The following is a 17,493-nucleotide window of genomic DNA, read 5'->3' as shown; positions in this document are numbered from 1 at the left end:
CGGCCCGGCCTACGCGTGCACAGCGTGGGGCCGGCCGGATCCGGTGAGCAGAGTGGCGGGTGCCCCGGGCGACAGGTATTCGTGCAAGGCCTCGATGCCAGGGGTCAGAGCGGCTGAGGGGAGCGGCAGCCGGGCGGAGGCCCACTTCGCGCCGTGAGAGTGCTGGTCGCGTGGCACCGCTCTGGCTATCCATTCCCGGGAGACCGTGCTCACGGTCGTCAGCTGGTCCTGTTCGTCGAGCAGCAGGAAGACCAGATGCCATGCGGGGTCTGTCCGCATGGTCTCGTACTCGTGGCGGGAGAGGAAGATCGTCTGCCCCGTCGTGTGCGTTGTGGTCTTCACCTCCAGGTGTACTCCGGAACGAGCGGACTCCACCGCGATGTCGTATCCGAAGCGGTCGGAGAACGCCGACACATGGACAACCTCGGCATGTACGCTGCGCGCGATCAGAGTTACCAGAGCCTGCTCCCCAGCAGCTCCGACGCGTGCGCGTTCGGCGAGCCAGGCCTTCTCTACGGCGGCAGCCGCATCTGTGTTGCTGAGACCAAGGACTCCGGCGACCGCTCGGCCGGGGGCGGGCAGCCATGTGCCGTCGAAGGCGGCCTCGTTGCCGCCGGTGATCCAGTCGGGACGGGCTGCCTCAAGGGACTTCTCCAGCAACTGGAGGTTGAGGAATCGTTCTTCCAGCGCGGGGGATGCCTGTGCCGCGCGGGGGACCGGTACCATGCCGATCCGCCGCAGCCACTCCAGGCCGCTGCTGTACTGGTCGGGGGTGAGGTCTGCGTACGCGTCGTGGTGGATGAAGAGCGCACGGGCGCGGTCGATGTCCGCCGTGCGCAGAGCACGGAGCCAGCGCACGGCAGCCTTCATCGTCCCCTCAGCGGGCAGCTGCGGCATCGAGGTGCTCCAGGAACGCCTGAATATCGGCCATGTTCATACCCGCTGCAATGGCGGGCTCCTCCTGCAGGTCGGCCAGTTGCTGGACAGCCGGGTCATCGAGGATCCGTCCCATGAACTGGAGCTTCAACTCCAGCCGCTTGGCCACCGTTTCGTCGACCGTCCCCCGGCAGGCCAGGACCGTGATCCGGGTCTCGGTCCCAGGCGGCAGGCCCAGGCGGTGGATCCGGTCCAGGCTCTGCAGGAATCGTCCGGCCTGGAAGTCCCGGTCCACGTAAACGGCGTCATGGCAGACCTGGTGGAGGCTGATCCCTTCGCCCAGCGTGGCGGGGTTCGAGATCAGCACCGCGCAGTCAGGGTCCTCCCGGAACCTCCGGATCTGCTCGTCACGGTCAGCTGTACCACCGTGGACCACAGCGGGCCGGAAGTCCTTGAGCATGAGTTCCAGGGTGGTCAGGCTCCTTACGAAGCTTGCCCAGACGAGTGTCTTGCGCCCCTTGGCGGCGTTCTCGGCCACCAGGTGCCGGGCCTCCTGGTACTTCGGCGACAGTTCGTACGACGGCAGGTTTGCCAGCAGTGCCTGCAGTGACGCGTTCTCGGGGACCTCCTGCGAATCAAGCCGGTACTCAAGGGGCTCGTACGGGCTGTTTCCCTGGTTGAGCAGGGCCGGGCTGGTTGCTGCCATCAGCATTCGGAGCATGGACTTCCCGAGTGCTTCGAAATCGGAACGGGCTGCCTCGGCCCGCGCCGAGTACTGCCCTGCCAGGGCGTCGTAGATCTCGCGGTGGAGCGCGGGCATGTCGACATACCGGATGGTGGTGAGGGCCGGAGGGAGCCCCAGCTCCCGCTTGGTCGTGCGGGTGTAGAGCGGCCGGAGCACGGCGCTGGCGTGGGCGAGATCGCCGCCGGCGACGGCCCGGTTGACGACCCGGCGCCCGTGGCCGGGCCAGACGAACGAAAGCAGGTTCTCCAGGTCACGGGCGCCGTTGGGGGCGGGAGTTCCGGTGAGGATGAGGCGCCGCTTGCTGAGTGGCCCCAGGGCCATGCAGGCCGCGCCGTAGATGCCTTGCGATCCCAGCTTCATCCGGTGGGCTTCGTCGAGTACGAGCATGCTGGGCCCGGCCTTCAACCAGCCGGCCAGTGCGGCCAGCTGGCGGTCAAGCCGCTCGTAGTTGACGATAAGGATCTCCGCGCCGGGGTCGGGCGAGCCGGCCATGACAGTGGTCCGGGGAGCCTGCCGGAAGCACAGCACCGCCTCGGTCTGCCACGCCTCGTAGGCCGACTTCGGGCTCACTACCAGCAGACGGCTGACTTCCCGCTGTTCCCGTAGAGCAGCGAAGACCGCCATGGTGGTCCGCGTCTTCCCGGCGCCGGGGACACTGAAGTTGGCCCCGTGCCGCAGGGACAGAAGCCGGGCCACGTCTCGCTGCTGGAACGAGGTGAGCCCGGCCTCCCAGTTCCCGCCCAGGAGGCCCAGCACGTTGTCCGGGTCCACGGCGGGCTGCTCAGGAGCAGCCCCCGACAGTTGCTTCTGGGCAAGGTCGGCATCGTCCAGGACACTCCCGGCCAGCTCGGCGAGAGCTTCCTCCCACTGCACGCTCTCTGGCGCGGGCCAGCTGCCGAGCTCCTCGAGGCTTGCGAGGAAGTCGTCGAGCGGGATCTCGGCCGAGACTGGACCCCGCATGCTGCCGTTACCGAAGCGCAGCGACAGCTTGGCGAGCTCGCTCTGGAAGCCCGCTGCTGCCCGGAGGACAGCAGCGGTGCGCGTGACGTCGAAGCCGATCTGCAGAGACGGTTCTGCTGTCAGGCTCACTAACTCTCCTGCCGTACGGCACTCAACAGCCAGGTGACTCCGTCTCCGGCCTCGGTGACGCTGCGCTGCGCTTCCTTGGCGAGCTTGGCCAGACTGGCGCGGAGCTGGAGGACCGCCTCGTCGAACGCCTCTTCGTCGAGACTGCGGGAACCGCGGGACAGTACCAGGTCGGTGATGCACTGGTCGATGTCCTGGCTGGCGTCGTTGAGCCGGTCAGGAGCTGCCCGCTTGCGCTTCCGGAGCCGGGCATCGCGGCCAGCAGGGTCGAGCGCGCCCTCGACCGCCTCACGCGCGGCCTGGAAGCTCCGCGACGCGGCGCTCACCTGATCCGGGGGGAGCTTGCCGCCAGCCGCCTCTGCGGCCTTGAGACGGAGTACCGAATCGGTGAACGCCTTCGCGGTAGCCACCTTGGCCGTCTCGGCCGGCGCGACCGAACGGCCCAGCCCGGGGATCGCCACCGCCACCGGGGCACTGGCGGCGGCAGGCCGGAGCTCGTCCGGCAGCCGCTGGGTGAGGTACCTGTCATGGAAGTCGTCTTCGATGACGCGGACATCGGTCTTGGAGAAGCCCAGGACCATCGCCGCCATCCGCGTCTCCTTGATCAGCTCAGCCTCCTCGCGCTTGTTGGCGGCCAGCTCCTTGGCGTAACGGCGGCGGAGCTCCTTGAGCTTCTCCTGGTGTTCTTCGAAATCGACCAGGCGCAGGCCGATGCCACCGCTGGAGCTGCGGTCGATCATCTCCCGGATGCAGGCGAGCACCCAGAGGTCCTGTTCGCACGCGGGGACGGTCGTCCGGAACTCGTGGGCGATGCTCCCGAGCGGCCGCCCGAGCGCGACCTGCTCCTCGATCGCGAGAAGCCGGTTGATGTACGAGTAGTCGCGCCGGTGATCCTTGCGCAGCTGGAGCGACAACTCGACCGCACTGATGTCCGCCCAGGTGCAGTCGCCGGGGAGGACCCCGACCCGGATGGTCTGCTGGCCGAGCTCCTTCATCGCGGCACGCCTGGTGTTGCCGTTGACGAGGATTCCCTCGCGGGTGATCAGGCCAGGGTCGTTCTGGCCGAACTCCTTGATGCTCTTCTTCAGCTCGGAGAAGTCCGGGTCGGTCTCGTCGGTCTTCGAGGGCTTGGCCTGGAGAAGGTAGTGCAGGTACTCCTGGCTCTCCGGGCTCCACGGGTTGGCGTCCAGTGCGGCGTCGAGCTTCGGGTCGTGGCTGCGCTGGGCGCGGATCCGGTGCGTTCCGGGGTTGTAATACAGGCTGTCGGTCGGCATGTCGATGACTTCGATGTGCAGCGGCTGGCTGCGCCATTCGATCTTCAGCGACTCGCGTACCCCGCCGGCCTGGGAGGCTTCGTGGAGCCGCTTCTCCACCAGGTCCTGGTTCTGTACCGCCATCGGGGGCCGGCCAAGGTCCGGGCTCATTGCCGCAGTTCTCCTCAGGTTGGGATGTGCGTCTGGTCAGGTGCTGCGCGGTACTGGTGCCGCCACGCAGGGGGAGCCCTACTGCTGGAGGCTGGCTTCCAGGGAGTTCCGGAAGAGTGCCCGGGACTCCTCGGGCATCGTGCGGTAGGCGGCCCAGAGGAGTTCGACCTTGCCGAAGTCCCGCTGGTCGGCCTTCACCCAGGAAGCGAGCAGCTGGCGCTCCATGCCGCCGAGGCCGTCGATCGCCGCGATCGTCCTGGCTTCGTCGGCCTCCGCCTTCGGCGCTCCCACCCGGCAGCGACGGCATTCGGTGATGAGCTCGGTCGTGACACTCCCGTCGGCGTGCCTCACCGGGCGACGGGCAATGTCCAGCTGCGCGGTTTCGTAGGACTCGGCATACTCCTCGCCCGGCGTGATGCCACAGCTCCGGCAGATGTTGCCGTCCTTCATGAGAACTTCGCGGCGGCGGGCTCCGTTGAGGCCGGCGGCCTTCTTGCCCGGTCCGTGTCCGGACTCCCAGACGGGCTCGCCCACGGACACCAGCCGCCGCTCGTCGCTCCCGAGCGTGTCGTCGTTCCGTGCGGTGTCGATGCGCCAGCCGCGCTCGCGGAGGTCCCGTACGCGCCGGTCGATCTGCGTGGTGCTGGGGAAGACCTCACGGAGGCTGGTGTAGGTGAAGATGCCGCCTTCGCCGACCTCGGTGGCCAGCCAAAGGGCCACGCGCTTCATCGAACCCAGGCTTTCGTCTTCCCAGGACGGGAGTGCCACGGCGCTTCCTCTCAGTCGGGCCTATGGAGTCCACGCGGGCTGCAGTGCACCGGAGCATGGAGCAGCCCGTGCATCGGACCACCCACGTGGACAAGTCCCAGTTAAGGGCGCGAAGCGGGGCTGGCGCCAGCCGTAAACGATCTTTAGTGAAACTCTGAACAGGGCTGTCTTTGCGCCGCCTTGTTGACCGGACACACTCGGATGGTCACGATTGTGCGGACACCGAGGAGGGGCTGTGCCACCGCTTGGCCGAGTCGGCGGAAGCTTCGTCAAAGGGAGCACCCGGGAGCAGCAGGCGCTGGCCGCTGGCCTGGGCGACCTGTACCGGTGTCTCAAGCCGCGCTCCGTAACGGCTGCCAAGCCGGGTGCCGCACCACCCAAGCCAGGGACTCTTGCTGCTAACGCACTCCGCTTCGACTACTCGCAGAGCGCCTTCAGCGGGTACCTCAGGGCCCGTCACATCCCGCCGATGAAGCTGGTCGAGGACTTGCATGCTGCGGCCTGGAAGGATTCCGGGGCAGAGCCGCCGAGATCGCTGAGCGAGCTGGAGCGGTTGCACGCGGATGCGCGTCGCTGTGAGCGCTGCCGTGACTGGGATTCCCAGGAGTGCACGCAGTGCGGGCACTGCAGCGCGACCTGTGACGTCGTAGTCCCCCCTGTTGGCAGGCGCGCTGTCCTGCGACGGCGCAGAAATGCGACGGCGATCCGTCGCCATGCTGTCCGCCGGGTGCTTCGCCGGCCCGCTGACACCGTGGTCGGCATCGAGCAGGACCTGCCGGTCCCCCTTCCGGAGGGGGACCGGCAGAGTGTGGCCGACCTGCCGCCGCTGGAAGCAGGCCTTGAGGACGCCATCCAGCACCTCCTGGCCGGGCGCGACCGGGACGCACATCTGGTTCTGGCCGAAGCCGGCGACAAGTTGCCGGTGCACCGGATCCCGGATGTGGTGACGGCCTGTCATGGGCGGGGCTTCGCCGTTGCCGCCGATGCCCTGCTGCACAGCGCGGCCCGGCGCCCGCACGACGACGTCCTGCGCATCGTCCGCCTGTTCAACTCGGCGCAGCGGTACGACGAAGCCGACCTGGTCCTGAAGGCAGCCACCTCGGACTGAGACCAGTGGGAGCCGTCAGTCCGGCATCCGCGTCACCACCGGCGAGTCCGTTCCTGAGTCGATCGTCCGGAAACGAATCAGCGGACCGTGCTCCGCGCTGTCTGTGCTGCCGGGGGGAAGAAGGGCGAAGGCCGTAGTCACCGGTCCGGGCTCCGGGCTGCCGTTCCTCGAAGCGGAATGCTGGTCGACCACGGGGTAGAGCAGCACCGCACCGCGGCGTGCCTTGGCGAGCTGGGAGGCGAAGGGGTCTTCCCCCGTAGCCGGCAGCAGGCCGGCGATCCGTTCTGCCGACTGCCGGTGGGCCATACCGCTGATACGGCTGAACACGCCGCTCGCACTGCGGGCACGGTTGACGACGGTCAGCGGTCCGCTTCCGTGCAGGTCGGTGCTCGTTGCCCCGGCCGTGCTCAGCTGGGGGGCGATGACGACCCAGTCGTCGGCTGCTGCTCCCGCCTCGCTGGGATCGGCGAGGTAGCTGAGGTGCGGGGCGAAGAGCTCCGGCCGGTCCCACCGCAGGCCGGCCAGGACCTTGAGCAGAACGTCGTGGCTGACGACCCCCGTCTGGGCGGCGAAGCGGGTGTACGAGCCCCGGTCGTTCTGGCCGAGGTGCACGAAGGTAAGCCGTTCTCCGCCGCCGAGAGCGGCGTAGACCGGGTTCCAGCAGTCGGTGTTGTGCCGGGTATCGGCAGCGGCGGCCGGGTGGGCGGCCGGCTCAACCCACCGGCCCGGAGACCGGATCTCGACGAGCTCGGCGTTGAACATCTTGTTGGGGGCCGACGGCTTGATCCATGAGATGTGCTGGGCAACCAAGGGCGGCACCTGGGCCGGGGTCAGTGGCGGACCGCCCGCCCCGTTGTAGAGGGCGAGCTGTGACCGGAAGGACTCCTCGTCACGGCAGATCCCCTCGAATCCTTCATAGAGGTCGACGGTCTGGCGGCCTCTGGTCTCGTTGCGGCCGATGTAGAGCCGGACGAGGTCGCGGTAACCGTGCCGGAAACCGAACCAGCGGCCCATCTGCATGAGGGTGTCGGCGGCGGCGGTACTGCGGCGGTAGTAGGTCACGGTCAGGCCTTCGACGGTGAAGCCCCGGGAGAGCTTGGTGCCGCCGACCAGGATCTTCCACACCGACTGGGAGTCGAAGTCGAGTTCCGGCTGCTCGATGTCCTTGTCGCCGTTGACAATCAGAATGGGGTGGTTGCTTCCCCCGGTCCGGATCACGGCCGGGCCGATGTAGGGCGCCAGTCCGTCGAAGGAGAGTGGTACTGCGAAGCCCTCGGACCGCAGTACGGAGACCGGCTGGACGTCCGAACTGAACAACTCGCGGAGGCGGGCGTGGCCCCGCGGGCCGAAGTAGTCGGAAGTGTCCCAGAGTCGCTGGAGCCGCTCCGCGAGATCGCGGTGCTCGGCCTGCTTGACGGACTCGTGAACGAGCATGGTGTGGTGCCGGTACGGGCCGGCCCCCTGGTCCTCGCGATAGAGCTTCATCGCGCCGGCCAGGACGTACATGTCGAGCGCTTCTCGCAGGTAGCGGGAGTCGGCGTGCTCCGTCGCCTCCTCTGGGGAGACGGACGCCCCGTCAGGAGTCTCGATGCTCCGGACGTGGGCCTTCTCCTGGGAGTTCGCGATAGTCCGGTGCTCTGGGCTGATGTCCGAGCCGAGGTCATGGAAGTCCTGGGCTCCCATGTAACCGGACGGGCGGGGAAGGGAGATCAGGAAGTCGTTCGGGAAGATGTCGTCAACGTCCGACGGGTCGATGAAGACGTTGGCGAACGGCGTGGCCGTGTACCCCACGTACTGGGCGCGTGGAAGCATCTTGATGAGAGAGGAGAGCAGACCGTTGATCGCGGTCCGTTCAGTCTGGCCGTCCTGCCACTTCCGGGGATCAGAGGTATTGACGGAAGCCTGGTCGGATTCGTCATCAATGATGAGGACCGGAATCTCCGCGAGGCTGGTCCGGATCTTCTTGAGGTCGCGGACGAGCTTGGTGAGCACCGTCTTGTTCTTCTTGACGACCATCAGACGGCCAGCCGTCCGGTGCAGGTTGCGGGGGTCGTACAGAGGGAGTTCGGGTTCGCGCTTGTCGAACTCCAAGGCGGTGATTCCCCGGAGCAGCGAGCGGTAGTCATCGTCGCGAGTCGTCAGGCGTTCGATGTTGAAGTGGCCGAGGAGAGCCGGCTGGGCTCCGTGGTTCAGGAAACGGCCGGCGGCCCAGTCCTTGTCGTCCTGGTAGTCGACGCCCTCCATGGCCACGGGATCGGCGGGGTCGATGCCGCCCAGGATGTTCTCCCGGCCGACGAGCTCCATGTCCAGCCGTCGTTGGGTCTGGCGCCGGAGGAGGTTGAGGGTGCCGCCGAGGACTATGACGAGGCGGTAGCCCGCGTCGAAGGCCTTGGCCGCGACGCCGGTGAAGTTCGCGGTCTTGCCGGACTGGACGTACCCGACGACCAGCCCCTTGGCCTGGTAGGGCAGCGGGGAAGTCGGATCAGCGAGCCGGGAGACGACCTGCGTGGTTGCCTGGTCGAGGCTGGCCACCGCATCAGCTGACCACTTCCGCTGTGTCAGCAGGTACTTCTCGTAGGCGGGCCAGTAGAACGAGCGAGCTGGACGGCTCTCTTCGTACCAGTCGTTGTCCGGCCTTTCCTTGCTGATGACCACAGGGCCGGCAGCCACGGCCACAGGTACGGCCTGGGTGACGGTCTCCTGAAGCTGTTCGCCGATACCGAGCAGGGTGTAGACGGCCGACCTGCGTTCCACCGTGTTGGGCGCCGTAGCCGCCGCCCAGGGAGCCCCTTCTTCGTGATCCCAGTGCTTCAGCAGCCTCCGCCACATCTCAAGCAGCGGGTCGCCCGCCTCGGCGCTGCCCAGCCGCGCCGCCAGGCGCGGCTCAGTGAGATCAGCCTCCGGGCTGATGTCCTCGCCCAGGACCGCGAGGTACTTGGACAGGCGCCGCGGTCCGGATTCGCGCATGAGCGCGTGCACGGCGGCATGGATTTCCAGCAGGTCGTCGGTCATCAGGGTCAGCTCCGGGACAGGGATGGATCTGAATCAGTGCTCGTTGCGGTCGAGGCGGTCCTGCTCATTGCGTGCGGCAGCGACCAGGATGTTCTGCCAGAGAAGGAGGTTGTCCTTCTCCCGGGATCCGCTGTACTCCTTCTCGAACACCTGGTGCAGGAGCAGGTACACCAGCGATTTGGCCATCGGCACGTCGTTGAGGCCGCCTCGGCGGCCGCCGAGAAGGGCCGCCCGGTAGTGCTGGTTGAGGACGATGGTCCGCTCCTCACGGTCCAGCTCGAAGAACTGATCGGGGGCGAGCCGGCCCCAGAGGATGGCAATGGGCTCTTCACCGGGCAGCACGGGAAGTTCGTCCTCGATGACGCGCCGGACCTCGGGCGCGAGCCCCCGCCCGGGCGGGATGACGGCCTTGCGTGCGGTCGCTGTGCGCTTTCGGGCCGTGCGGTAGACCTGGTCGGCGTCCTCCACGTACGAGCGGAACGAACGGCCGGTGGAATCGGTGGCCTGCTCCAGTGCCGCGGGGAAAGCCGGTGACGTGTCGACCCCGGATTTCTTCACCGTCAGACGGAAGACGTCCCCCGTGGAAGGCGGCAGGTCGACCGCAACACGGGCGAGCGACAGATGGGCTTCGGCCTGGCGGTAGCCGTTCCAGCCGCCTGCCTGTACGAGCCGGTCGTTGCGGTAGAAGTAGAACCCCTGCCGGTCCTGCACGGACCCGACGGCCCGGTACTCGTCCAGGCTGGACTTTGGCGGCCAGATGTGGCCCACGACCTTGACCGTGCCAAGGGTGTCCAGGTCTGCCTCGAACTCGCGCGGATAGCCCGGCGCCCCCGAGACCGGATACCCGAAGGGGTTGAGCGGCTCGACCCCGTAGTTCAGATAGACCATGCGTGTGCGGACATCCTCGACGGCAATGGTGATATTGAAGTCGTCCCGCTCCAGGAAACGGTGCAGGTGCAGGCCGAGGTGCAAGCCAAGCCGGTTGATGACCTTGGTGAGGTAGCGGTCCGTCTGGCCGCTGCCGCCGTGCTTCGGGAAGTCCTTCACTCCGTCCCAGCGGACCACGGTGCCGTGCCAGGTAATGGGCTTCTCGTAGTAGCGGTCCATGAGGGACTGGCAGTATTCGGCATCGACGACGCCACACTGGAAGTCCGTCTGGAAGCCGACGCCGACCAGCCGGCGCCCGGCGGCGCGGGTGCGCTTGGTCTTGGAGATGACGGTGAGGGATTCGGCCAGTGAGAGCGAGGCTGCCTTCAGGCCCGTTCCGAACATGCCGAGAGCGGAGTCCTCGTACTCCCGCCGGCCGCCCACGGTCATGGCGGTGTCCAGCGCGGCATCGTCCATGCCGTGTCCGTCGTCCACGATCAGCAGGCTGACAAGCTGGTCGGCGTCGCGCAGGAAATGAATCACGACATCGCGGGCACCGGCGTCGATCGAGTTGTCGACCAGGTCCGCCACGGCGATCTCGAATCCGTAGCCTTGGCTGCTCAGCGCCTCCACGTACCGCGGATCTGGCGGCAGGCGCTTACTGCCGCTGGTGGGGACGTCGAACTTCCAGTCGTCTGAGTTGTTGCTCATTTCCTGCCCGCAAATCCAAGCGACCGGCTGATCCGGCCATCTGATCAAACTAGTGATGACCGTAGTGGGCTCGGATGCTGCGATCGGGCGGGGGCAGGCATCGGGTATCTGATCGTGATGGAACTGCCGACCTGACGGTGTACAGCGGCGGGCCGGCGCGGGCCGGCCCGGCCGCCGGTGGGCCGGGGAACGGGTCAGGCGGAGAGGTTGGCGCGGAGGGCGGTGAGGTCGGCCTCGGTGGTGCCGTGGGAGCGGAGGTAGGCGGGGACGGAGCCGTGGTGGGTGCGGATCCAGGCGAGGGAGGAGGCGAGGAGCGGCGCGGAGATGGGGCGGGAGACGCGCTCGGTGCCGGTCTCGTCGAGGTAGGGGGTGGGGCCGTCGAGGAGGCCGAGGCCGGCGTTGGAGAGCAGGAAGTCGGCGGTGATGTCGGCGTCGGAGGCGCCCAGGAGGGACTGCACGACGGCGATGGTCAGGCCGGTGCGGTCCTTGCCGACGGCGCAGTGGACGACGGCCGGGACGCCGCCCGGGGCGCCGAGCCTGCGGATGGCGGCGACCAGGGACGGGCCGGCGGTCTCGGCCATGAAGGGGTAGAGCGTCTCCTGGTCCTCGGGCCAGGGGCGGTCGGTGTCCTCGCGGTTGGCCGGGAGGGTGGGGAGGTTCAGCGTCTCGTGGTCGAGGCCGTGGCGCAGGTCCGGCCAGACCTCCAGCTCGACGGGGCTGCGCAGGTCGATCACCGTGCGCAGGCCGAGCGCCTTGAGGCGCTGGGCGCCCTCCGGGGCGAGGTTGTGGAAGGACCCGGAGCGGTAGAGCACGCCCTTGCGCAGGGCGCCGACACCGCCGGCGTCACGGAAGTTGCGCACACCGGGGATGTCGAGGAAGGCGGACGGCAGGTCGGGTTCACGGTCCGGCAGGTCGTCGGTCATGGGTTCCACCGTACGGACAAACGGCCTGCCGGGGGAAGGAAGGGAAAAGGTAGGGGGAAGGAAGGGAGGGGGACGGGACGGGGACCGGAGGGGGAAGCAGAAAGCGGGGAGGCAGAGGGGGCGGGGGCAGGCAGGCGGAGCGGGAGGCGGGACCGGACGGCGGGAGCGGGTCAGCGGCCGCCGGCGATGTCGAGGAAGGCGCCCGTCATGTAGGAGGAGGCCGGGGAGAGGAGGAAGAGGATCGACTCGGCGACCTCCTCCGGCCGGCCGCCGCGGCGCATCGGCAGGTCGGGGGCGACCCGGTCGACCCGGCCGGGCTCGCCGCCGAGGGCGTGGATGCCGGTGTGGATCAGGCCGGGGCGGACGGCGTTGACCCGGATCCCCTCGGCGGCGACCTCCAGGGCCAGCCCGCGGGTCATCGAGTCGACGGCGCCCTTGGCAGCCGCGTAGTCGACGTACTCGTTCGGCGAGCCGAGCCGGGAGGCGGCGGAGGAGACGTTGACGATGGCCCCGCCCGCCCCGCCGTACCGGGTGGACATCCGCCGGACGGCCTGGGCGGCGCAGAGGAAGGCGGAGGTGATGTTGGAGGCCCAGATCCGGTTCAGCCGGTCCTCGTCGATCTCCTCCAGCCGGCACTGCCGCTCCAGGGTGCCCGCGTTGTTCACCAGGGCGGTGAGCGGGCCGAGTTCGGCGTCCACGGTGGCGAACAGCCGCTCCACCTCGGCGGTGCGGGTGACGTCCGCCCGGACGGCGACGGCCGTGCCGCCGGCGTCCCGGATCGCCGCGACCACGGCGGCCGCCGCGGTCTCGTCGGCACGGTAGTTGACGCAGACGCGGTAGCCGCGCCGCCCGGCCAGCAGGGCGGTGGCGGCGCCGATGCCGCGCCCCCCGCCGGTGACGAGGACGACTTCGGGGCGGTCGGTGGCGGCCGGGTCGGTCATGGTCCGAACGGTACCCGCGGGCCGGGCGGGTAAGCCTCCGGAGGCCGCCGCGCACAGCGGGCCCCGGCGGACGGCCGGAGCCCGTCCACCCGGCGCCCGGCCGCCCGGAGCCCGTCCGCCCGGCGCCCGGCCGGAATTCGTTCGCCCGGCGCGGCCCCGCAGGGCAGACTCCTCTGACCGCACCGAGATCCGGCCGTAGGGAGGCCCGCCCATGACCACCGCACCCGGCACCGTCCTGCTCTCGGGCGTCGTCGGCTCGACCGCGTACGGCTTCGCCCACGCCGGCTCCGACATCGACCGGCTCGGCCTCTTCGCCGCCCCGACCGAGGAGTTCCACGGGCTGCACCGCCCGGCCGAGTCGCACGTCAGCACCGACCCCGACGTGACGCTGCACGAGGCCGCCAAGTGGTGCCGGCTCGCGCTCGGCTGCAACCCGACCGCCTCCGAACTCGCCTGGCTGCCGGACGACCTGTACGAGACGCGCAGCCCGCTGGGGGAGGAGCTGATCGCGATCCGGACGTCCTTCCTGAGCGCGAAGGCCGTCCGCAACTCCTATCTCGGCTACGCGGACCAGCAGTTCCGCAAGCTGCTCACCCGTGACACCACCGACCCGGCGGCACGCCGCCGGGCCGCCAAGCACGCCCGCCACCTGGTCCGCCTGGTCGAGCAGGGCGTCCGGCTCCACGAGACCGGCGAGAACGTCGTCCGCATCCCCGATCCCGAACGCGTCCGCCGGCTCGGCGAACGCATCGCCGACCGCCCCGCCACCGCCGAACCCCTGCTCGCGGCAGCCGTCGAGCGCTTCTCCCGCCCGGGTGTCCTCCCCGCCGCCCCCGACCCGCGCCCCGCCGAGGCCTGGCTCCGCCGGGTCCGCGCGGCGCACTACCGCCCGCCCGCCGAACGGGCCTCCTGAGACCCGGCGCGCCCCTGCAATCCACTGGCGGAGCTCTGGGTCACACCGGGTAGGATCGCGGTGGCCGGTTCCGCACGGGCGGGCCACGGGCCGCTAGCTCAATTGGCAGAGCTGCGGACTTTTAATCCGTAGGTTCAGGGTTCGAGCCCCTGGCGGCCCACAAGGGATGAGGGGGCCACGCCCCCCTCGGTTCGTGACGCAGCACCCCGGCCGGGTTCTCCGGCCGGGGTGCTGTCGTGTTCGGGCACATGTCGTGTTCGGGCAACCTCCGGCACGCCGGAAGGCCCGGCCGGGGGGATCCGGCCGGGCCTTCTGCGCTTCCCGCTCGGGCATCGGCGGGGGGCCCGGCGCGCGACCACGGGGGCGGGTCGCGCACCGGGAGTCTGTCAGCCGGCGGCGCGGATGGGCTCGCCGGTGCGGTGCAGGTGGGTGAGGATCTCGCGGTACGAGCGGACGATGCCGGTCTCGTAGTACGGGATGTCCTTCTCCTCGCAGAACTCCTTGGTGATCTGCGCTGCGCGGCCGAGCGCGGGGGTCGGCATGTTGGGGAAGAGGTGGTGCTCGATCTGGTAGTTGAGCCCGCCCATGAGGACGTCGATGAGCACGCCGCCCCGCACGTTCCGGGAGGTCAGCACCTGGCGGCGGAGGAAGTCGAGCTTCATCTCGGGCGTCACCATCAGCATGCCCTTGTGGTTGGGGGCGAAGACGCAGCCGAGGCAGACGCCGAGCAGCGCCTGGTGGACGCCGATGAAGGCGAGCGCCTTGCCGGCCGGGAGGGCGGCGAAGACGAGCCCGAAGTAGGCCGCGAAGTGGGCGACGAGCAGGGTGCCCTCGATGACGGGGCGCTTCATGGTCGGCTTGTTGAGGGCGCGGAAGCTGTTGTAGCTGAGGTTCATGCCCTCCAGCAGGAGCAGCGGGAAGAAGAGGTACGCCTGCCGCCGGCCGATGAACCTGGCGACCCCGCTCGCCTGGCTGGCCTGCCGCTTGGACCAGACCACGATGTCGGGGGCGACGTCCGGGTCGCGCTCCTCGTGGTTGGGGTTGGCGTGGTGGCGGGTGTGCTTGTTCATCCACCAGCCGTAGCTCATCCCCATCAGGAGGTTGGCGGCGATCCGGCCGCCGATCTCGCTGTGGAGCCGCTGGTTGAACACCTGGCGGTGGGCCAGGTCGTGCGAGACGAGACCGATCTGGGCGAACACGAGGGACATCGCGGCGGCGAGGAGCAGCTGCAGCCAGGTGTCGCCGAGGGCGAACAGGGCCCACCAACCGGCGAAGAACGCGGTCAGGACGAGGCCGAAGCGCACGGTGTAGTAGACCGGGCGCCGGTCGAGCAGTCCCTCGGCGGCTATGCGGCGGCTCAGCTGGGCGAAATCGCTGCCGCCGGTTTCGGACCGGGGCGCGTTCCGCCGGAGGTCGGGGGCATCCGGCATCGTCGCGGACTCAGTGCTCATGACGACGAGTCTTGTCGTCGGGACGCCCGGGGAGAACCGGTGAAACCCCACTTCTCAAGGTGGAGAAAACTCCCCCTCCCCCATCCGGAACGCCTCGGCTCAAGTACGCTGCGTAGCAGGAGACGTGCACCGACGAGACGGGGGCGGGGAGCCGATGTGCCCGTGAGCAGTGCCCGACGGTCGTGGCTGCGCTCCGAACTCGTTCCCTGGTTGTGCGCGGCCCTGGTCTCCGCACGGCGCGGTGTGGCGGTCGCCGTGCTCTCCCAGCTCGGGGCCGTCCCGATGCTCGCGCTCTCGGTGGTCTCGATCCTGGCGCTCCCGCTGGGCGTCGGCGTCCTCACCCTGCCGATAGCGCTGTTCGCCGTCCGGGGCGTGGCCGACCTGCACCGGCGGCTCCTCAGCTCCTGGTGGGGGGTGGACATACCCAGCCCCTACCGGCCGCAGGAGGGGGAGGACTTCGAACCGCTGGACGTGCCCAGCAGCGTGCGGTACTGCCGGCTGCTGCTGACCGACCTGTCGACCTGGCGGGACCTGCTCTGGCTCCTAATCGACGCCCCGGTCGGGCTGCTCTTCGGGCTGCTGCCCGGCTGGCTGATGATCTACGGGCTCCACGGGGTGGTGGCCACCCCGCTGTTCTGGCCGCTGATGGACCCCACCTACGGCTACGGGCTGATCTGGCCCGTGCACAGCACCACGACGGCGGTGCTCTCGTTCTTCCAGGGCCTGGGGATCATGTACCTCGGGTTCTGGTGCGCGGGACGCCTGTTGAGGGTGCACACCCGGATCACCCAGAAGCTGCTCTCCCCGACGGCCAAGGCCTATCTCTCCCGCCGGGTGGCGGAGCTGACCGAGACCCGGTCCGCGGCGGTGGACGCCCAGGCCGCCGAGCTGCGGCGGATCGAGCGCGACCTGCACGACGGCGCCCAGGCCCGGCTGGTCGCGATCGGGCTCAAACTCGGGCTGGCGGAGCAGATGTTCCGCAAGAACCCCGACACCGCGTACCGGTTGCTGGGCGACGCCCGCGAGGCCAGCGCCCAGGCCCTGGCCGACCTCCGCAACCTCGTCCGCGGCATCCACCCGCCGGTGCTGGCCGAGCGCGGCCTCGACGGCGCCGTCCGGGCGCTCGCCCTCGACCTGCCCATTCCCGTCCGGGTCGACATCGACCTCCCCGCGCGGCCGGAGCCGCCGGTCGAGTCGGCCGGCTACTTCGCGCTCGCCGAGGCGCTCGCCAACGTGGCGAAGCACAGTGCGGCCACCTCGGCGTGGGTGCGGCTCGGCTACGTCGAGGGCCGGCTGCGGCTGGTCGTCGGCGACGACGGGGGCGGGGGCGCGACCGTCCGCGAGGGCGGTGGGCTGCACGGCCTGCGCCGGCGTCTCGCCCCCTTCGACGGGACGCTCGACCTGGAGAGCCCGGTGGGGGGCCCCACCACAGTGACGATGGAGTTGCCATGCGTGTTGTGATCGCCGAGGACCTGGCGCTGCTGCGGGAGGGGATCACCCAACTGCTCACCCTCAACGACTTCGAGGTGGTCGCGGCCGTGGACAACGGCCCCGGCCTGTTGCAGGCCCTGCTGGAGCACCGTCCCGACGTGGCGGTGGTCGACGTGCGGCTGCCGCCGACCTTCACGGACGAGGGCCTGCAGGCGGTGGCCGAGGCCCGCCGGGAGCTGCCCGGGCTGCCGGTGCTGGTCCTGTCGCAGCACGTGGAGCACCTCTACGCCAAGGAGCTGCTCACCGACCACCGGGGCGGCATCGGGTACCTGCTCAAGGACCGGGTCTTCGAGGTGAGCGAGTTCGTCGACGCGGTGCGGCGGGTGGCCGCGGGCGGGACGGCGATGGACACCTCGGTCATCTCCCAGCTGCTGGAGCGGAGCTCGGCGAAGGGGTCGATGCAGTCCCTCACCACGCGGGAGCGGGAGGTGCTGGCGCTGATGGCGGAGGGGCGCAGCAACGCCGCGGTGGCGCGGCAGCTCTGCATCACGGAGAAGTCCGTGAGCAAGCACACCAACAACATCTTCGGGAAGCTGGGGCTGGCGCAGTCGGGCGACGACAACCGGCGGGTGCTGGCGGTGCTTGCCCACCTCAACCTCTGAGACCTCCGGGAGAGGACTCCGGGAGAGGTCCCGGGGCAGGGTTCCGGGACGAGCACGGGGGACAAGCACGGGAGAGCACGGGAGGGGCCGGGGGAGGGGCTCCATGAGGGCCGGGAGCCAACGGGGCAGCCCACGACCCCCCGCAGCCCGGGCCTCACGGGGGGAAGGCCGGGGCCGCAGAGGGCCGTGGGGGTTCAGGGGGCCGGCGGTTCAGTGGTGCCGGCGGGCGGCTGCGGAGCGGGGCTTGCGCAGCGCGGGCTGGTCGGCGGGAGCCGGGAGACGGGCGCGGAGCCGGTGTCCGGCGTCACCGCCGCCGGGGGCGGGCGGATCGGTGGCGAAGTCCTGGAGGCGGGTGCGGTGGGCGGCGCGGGCGAGGCCCTCCTGGAGGGCGTCGGCGAATCCGGAACCGATGAGGGCGTCCCAGACGAACGCGTCCTCGGGCAGGGCCGGGGGGTGTGGTGACGTCATGACGGCCTCCTGACCGATGGCCCATCGCTGGGAACGTCGTTGCGGTGTTCTCCGTGTTCGTTGCCGTGCTGCGGCCGCGCGGGGGCGTTGCGCCGGCGGCTTCGTGC

At 69.7% G+C, this 17,493-nt stretch carries 14 protein-coding genes and 1 tRNA gene; 5 read left to right on the top strand and 10 right to left on the bottom strand.

Annotated elements, in window-relative coordinates:
* Positions 1-9: 9 nt before the first annotated feature.
* The 4 genes from J5Y04_RS20650 to J5Y04_RS20635 all read right to left on the bottom strand — a co-directional run bounded on the left by J5Y04_RS20650 (position 10) and on the right by J5Y04_RS20635 (position 4,899).
* Positions 10-897: a protein NO VEIN domain-containing protein gene (locus tag J5Y04_RS20650; RefSeq protein ID WP_209413556.1), complete on the bottom strand. Its 888-nt coding sequence runs from the start codon at positions 895-897 to the stop codon at positions 10-12.
* A complete protein-coding gene (locus tag J5Y04_RS20645; RefSeq protein WP_307853216.1) occupies positions 878-2,710 on the bottom strand; it encodes a DEAD/DEAH box helicase in 1,833 nt (610 codons plus the stop codon). The genes J5Y04_RS20650 and J5Y04_RS20645 overlap by 20 nt, the downstream gene beginning before the upstream one ends.
* Positions 2,710-4,131 carry a ParB/RepB/Spo0J family partition protein gene (locus J5Y04_RS20640; RefSeq protein WP_209413555.1) on the bottom strand — a complete coding sequence of 474 codons (1,422 nt, stop codon included), beginning with the start codon at positions 4,129-4,131 and terminating at the stop codon, positions 2,710-2,712. The genes J5Y04_RS20645 and J5Y04_RS20640 overlap by 1 nt, the downstream gene beginning before the upstream one ends.
* A gap of 78 nt (positions 4,132-4,209) precedes the next feature.
* Entirely contained in the window at positions 4,210-4,899 is a 690-nt protein-coding gene (locus J5Y04_RS20635; protein WP_307853215.1) for a hypothetical protein, read from the bottom strand.
* Positions 4,900-5,650: 751 nt separating this feature from the next.
* Between J5Y04_RS20635 and J5Y04_RS20630 the strand changes: the two genes are divergently transcribed.
* Entirely contained in the window at positions 5,651-6,007 is a 357-nt protein-coding gene (locus J5Y04_RS20630) for a hypothetical protein (protein WP_209413554.1), read from the top strand.
* Positions 6,008-6,022: 15 nt separating this feature from the next.
* On the opposite strand, the gene J5Y04_RS20625 is transcribed toward J5Y04_RS20630, so the two are convergent.
* From J5Y04_RS20625 to J5Y04_RS20610, 4 genes are all read right to left on the bottom strand, one after another.
* Positions 6,023-9,019 carry a Z1 domain-containing protein gene (locus J5Y04_RS20625; RefSeq protein ID WP_209413553.1) on the bottom strand — a complete coding sequence of 999 codons (2,997 nt, stop codon included), beginning with the start codon at positions 9,017-9,019 and terminating at the stop codon, positions 6,023-6,025.
* A gap of 33 nt (positions 9,020-9,052) precedes the next feature.
* Entirely contained in the window at positions 9,053-10,597 is a 1,545-nt protein-coding gene (locus tag J5Y04_RS20620) for an ATP-binding protein (protein ID WP_209413552.1), read from the bottom strand.
* A 194-nt stretch (positions 10,598-10,791) separates the two neighbouring features.
* A complete protein-coding gene (locus J5Y04_RS20615; RefSeq protein ID WP_209413551.1) occupies positions 10,792-11,520 on the bottom strand; it encodes a tyrosine-protein phosphatase in 729 nt (242 codons plus the stop codon).
* A gap of 170 nt (positions 11,521-11,690) precedes the next feature.
* On the bottom strand, positions 11,691-12,461 hold the full coding sequence (locus tag J5Y04_RS20610) for an SDR family oxidoreductase (protein ID WP_209413550.1): 771 nt from the start codon (positions 12,459-12,461) through the stop codon (positions 11,691-11,693).
* Between the two features lie 211 nt (positions 12,462-12,672).
* Here J5Y04_RS20610 and J5Y04_RS20605 point away from each other — a divergent pair, with 211 nt between their 5' ends.
* Complete coding sequence (locus J5Y04_RS20605; RefSeq protein ID WP_209413549.1) at positions 12,673-13,374, top strand: DNA polymerase beta superfamily protein; 702 nt, start codon at positions 12,673-12,675, stop codon at positions 13,372-13,374.
* A gap of 87 nt (positions 13,375-13,461) precedes the next feature.
* Positions 13,462-13,534, top strand: a tRNA-Lys gene (locus tag J5Y04_RS20600).
* Positions 13,535-13,760: 226 nt separating this feature from the next.
* Here the strand turns inward: J5Y04_RS20600 and J5Y04_RS20595 are convergent.
* On the bottom strand, positions 13,761-14,825 hold the full coding sequence (locus J5Y04_RS20595) for an acyl-CoA desaturase (protein ID WP_209413548.1): 1,065 nt from the start codon (positions 14,823-14,825) through the stop codon (positions 13,761-13,763).
* A 162-nt stretch (positions 14,826-14,987) separates the two neighbouring features.
* On the opposite strand from J5Y04_RS20595, the gene J5Y04_RS20590 reads away from it, so the two are divergent.
* Both J5Y04_RS20590 and J5Y04_RS20585 read left to right on the top strand, forming a co-directional pair.
* On the top strand, positions 14,988-16,286 hold the full coding sequence (locus J5Y04_RS20590; protein WP_307853214.1) for a sensor domain-containing protein: 1,299 nt from the start codon (positions 14,988-14,990) through the stop codon (positions 16,284-16,286).
* Complete coding sequence (locus tag J5Y04_RS20585) at positions 16,274-16,918, top strand: response regulator transcription factor (protein WP_148643485.1); 645 nt, start codon at positions 16,274-16,276, stop codon at positions 16,916-16,918. Before J5Y04_RS20590 ends, J5Y04_RS20585 begins: the two co-directional genes overlap by 13 nt.
* Positions 16,919-17,128: 210 nt before the next feature.
* On the opposite strand, the gene J5Y04_RS20580 is transcribed toward J5Y04_RS20585, so the two are convergent.
* Complete coding sequence (locus J5Y04_RS20580; RefSeq protein ID WP_209413547.1) at positions 17,129-17,386, bottom strand: hypothetical protein; 258 nt, start codon at positions 17,384-17,386, stop codon at positions 17,129-17,131.
* Positions 17,387-17,493: the final 107 nt, after the last annotated feature.

The organism is Kitasatospora sp. RG8 (assembly GCF_017813315.1).
GTDB lineage: Bacteria > Actinomycetota > Actinomycetes > Streptomycetales > Streptomycetaceae > Kitasatospora.
This window is presented reverse-complemented; position numbering and strand designations above follow the sequence as displayed.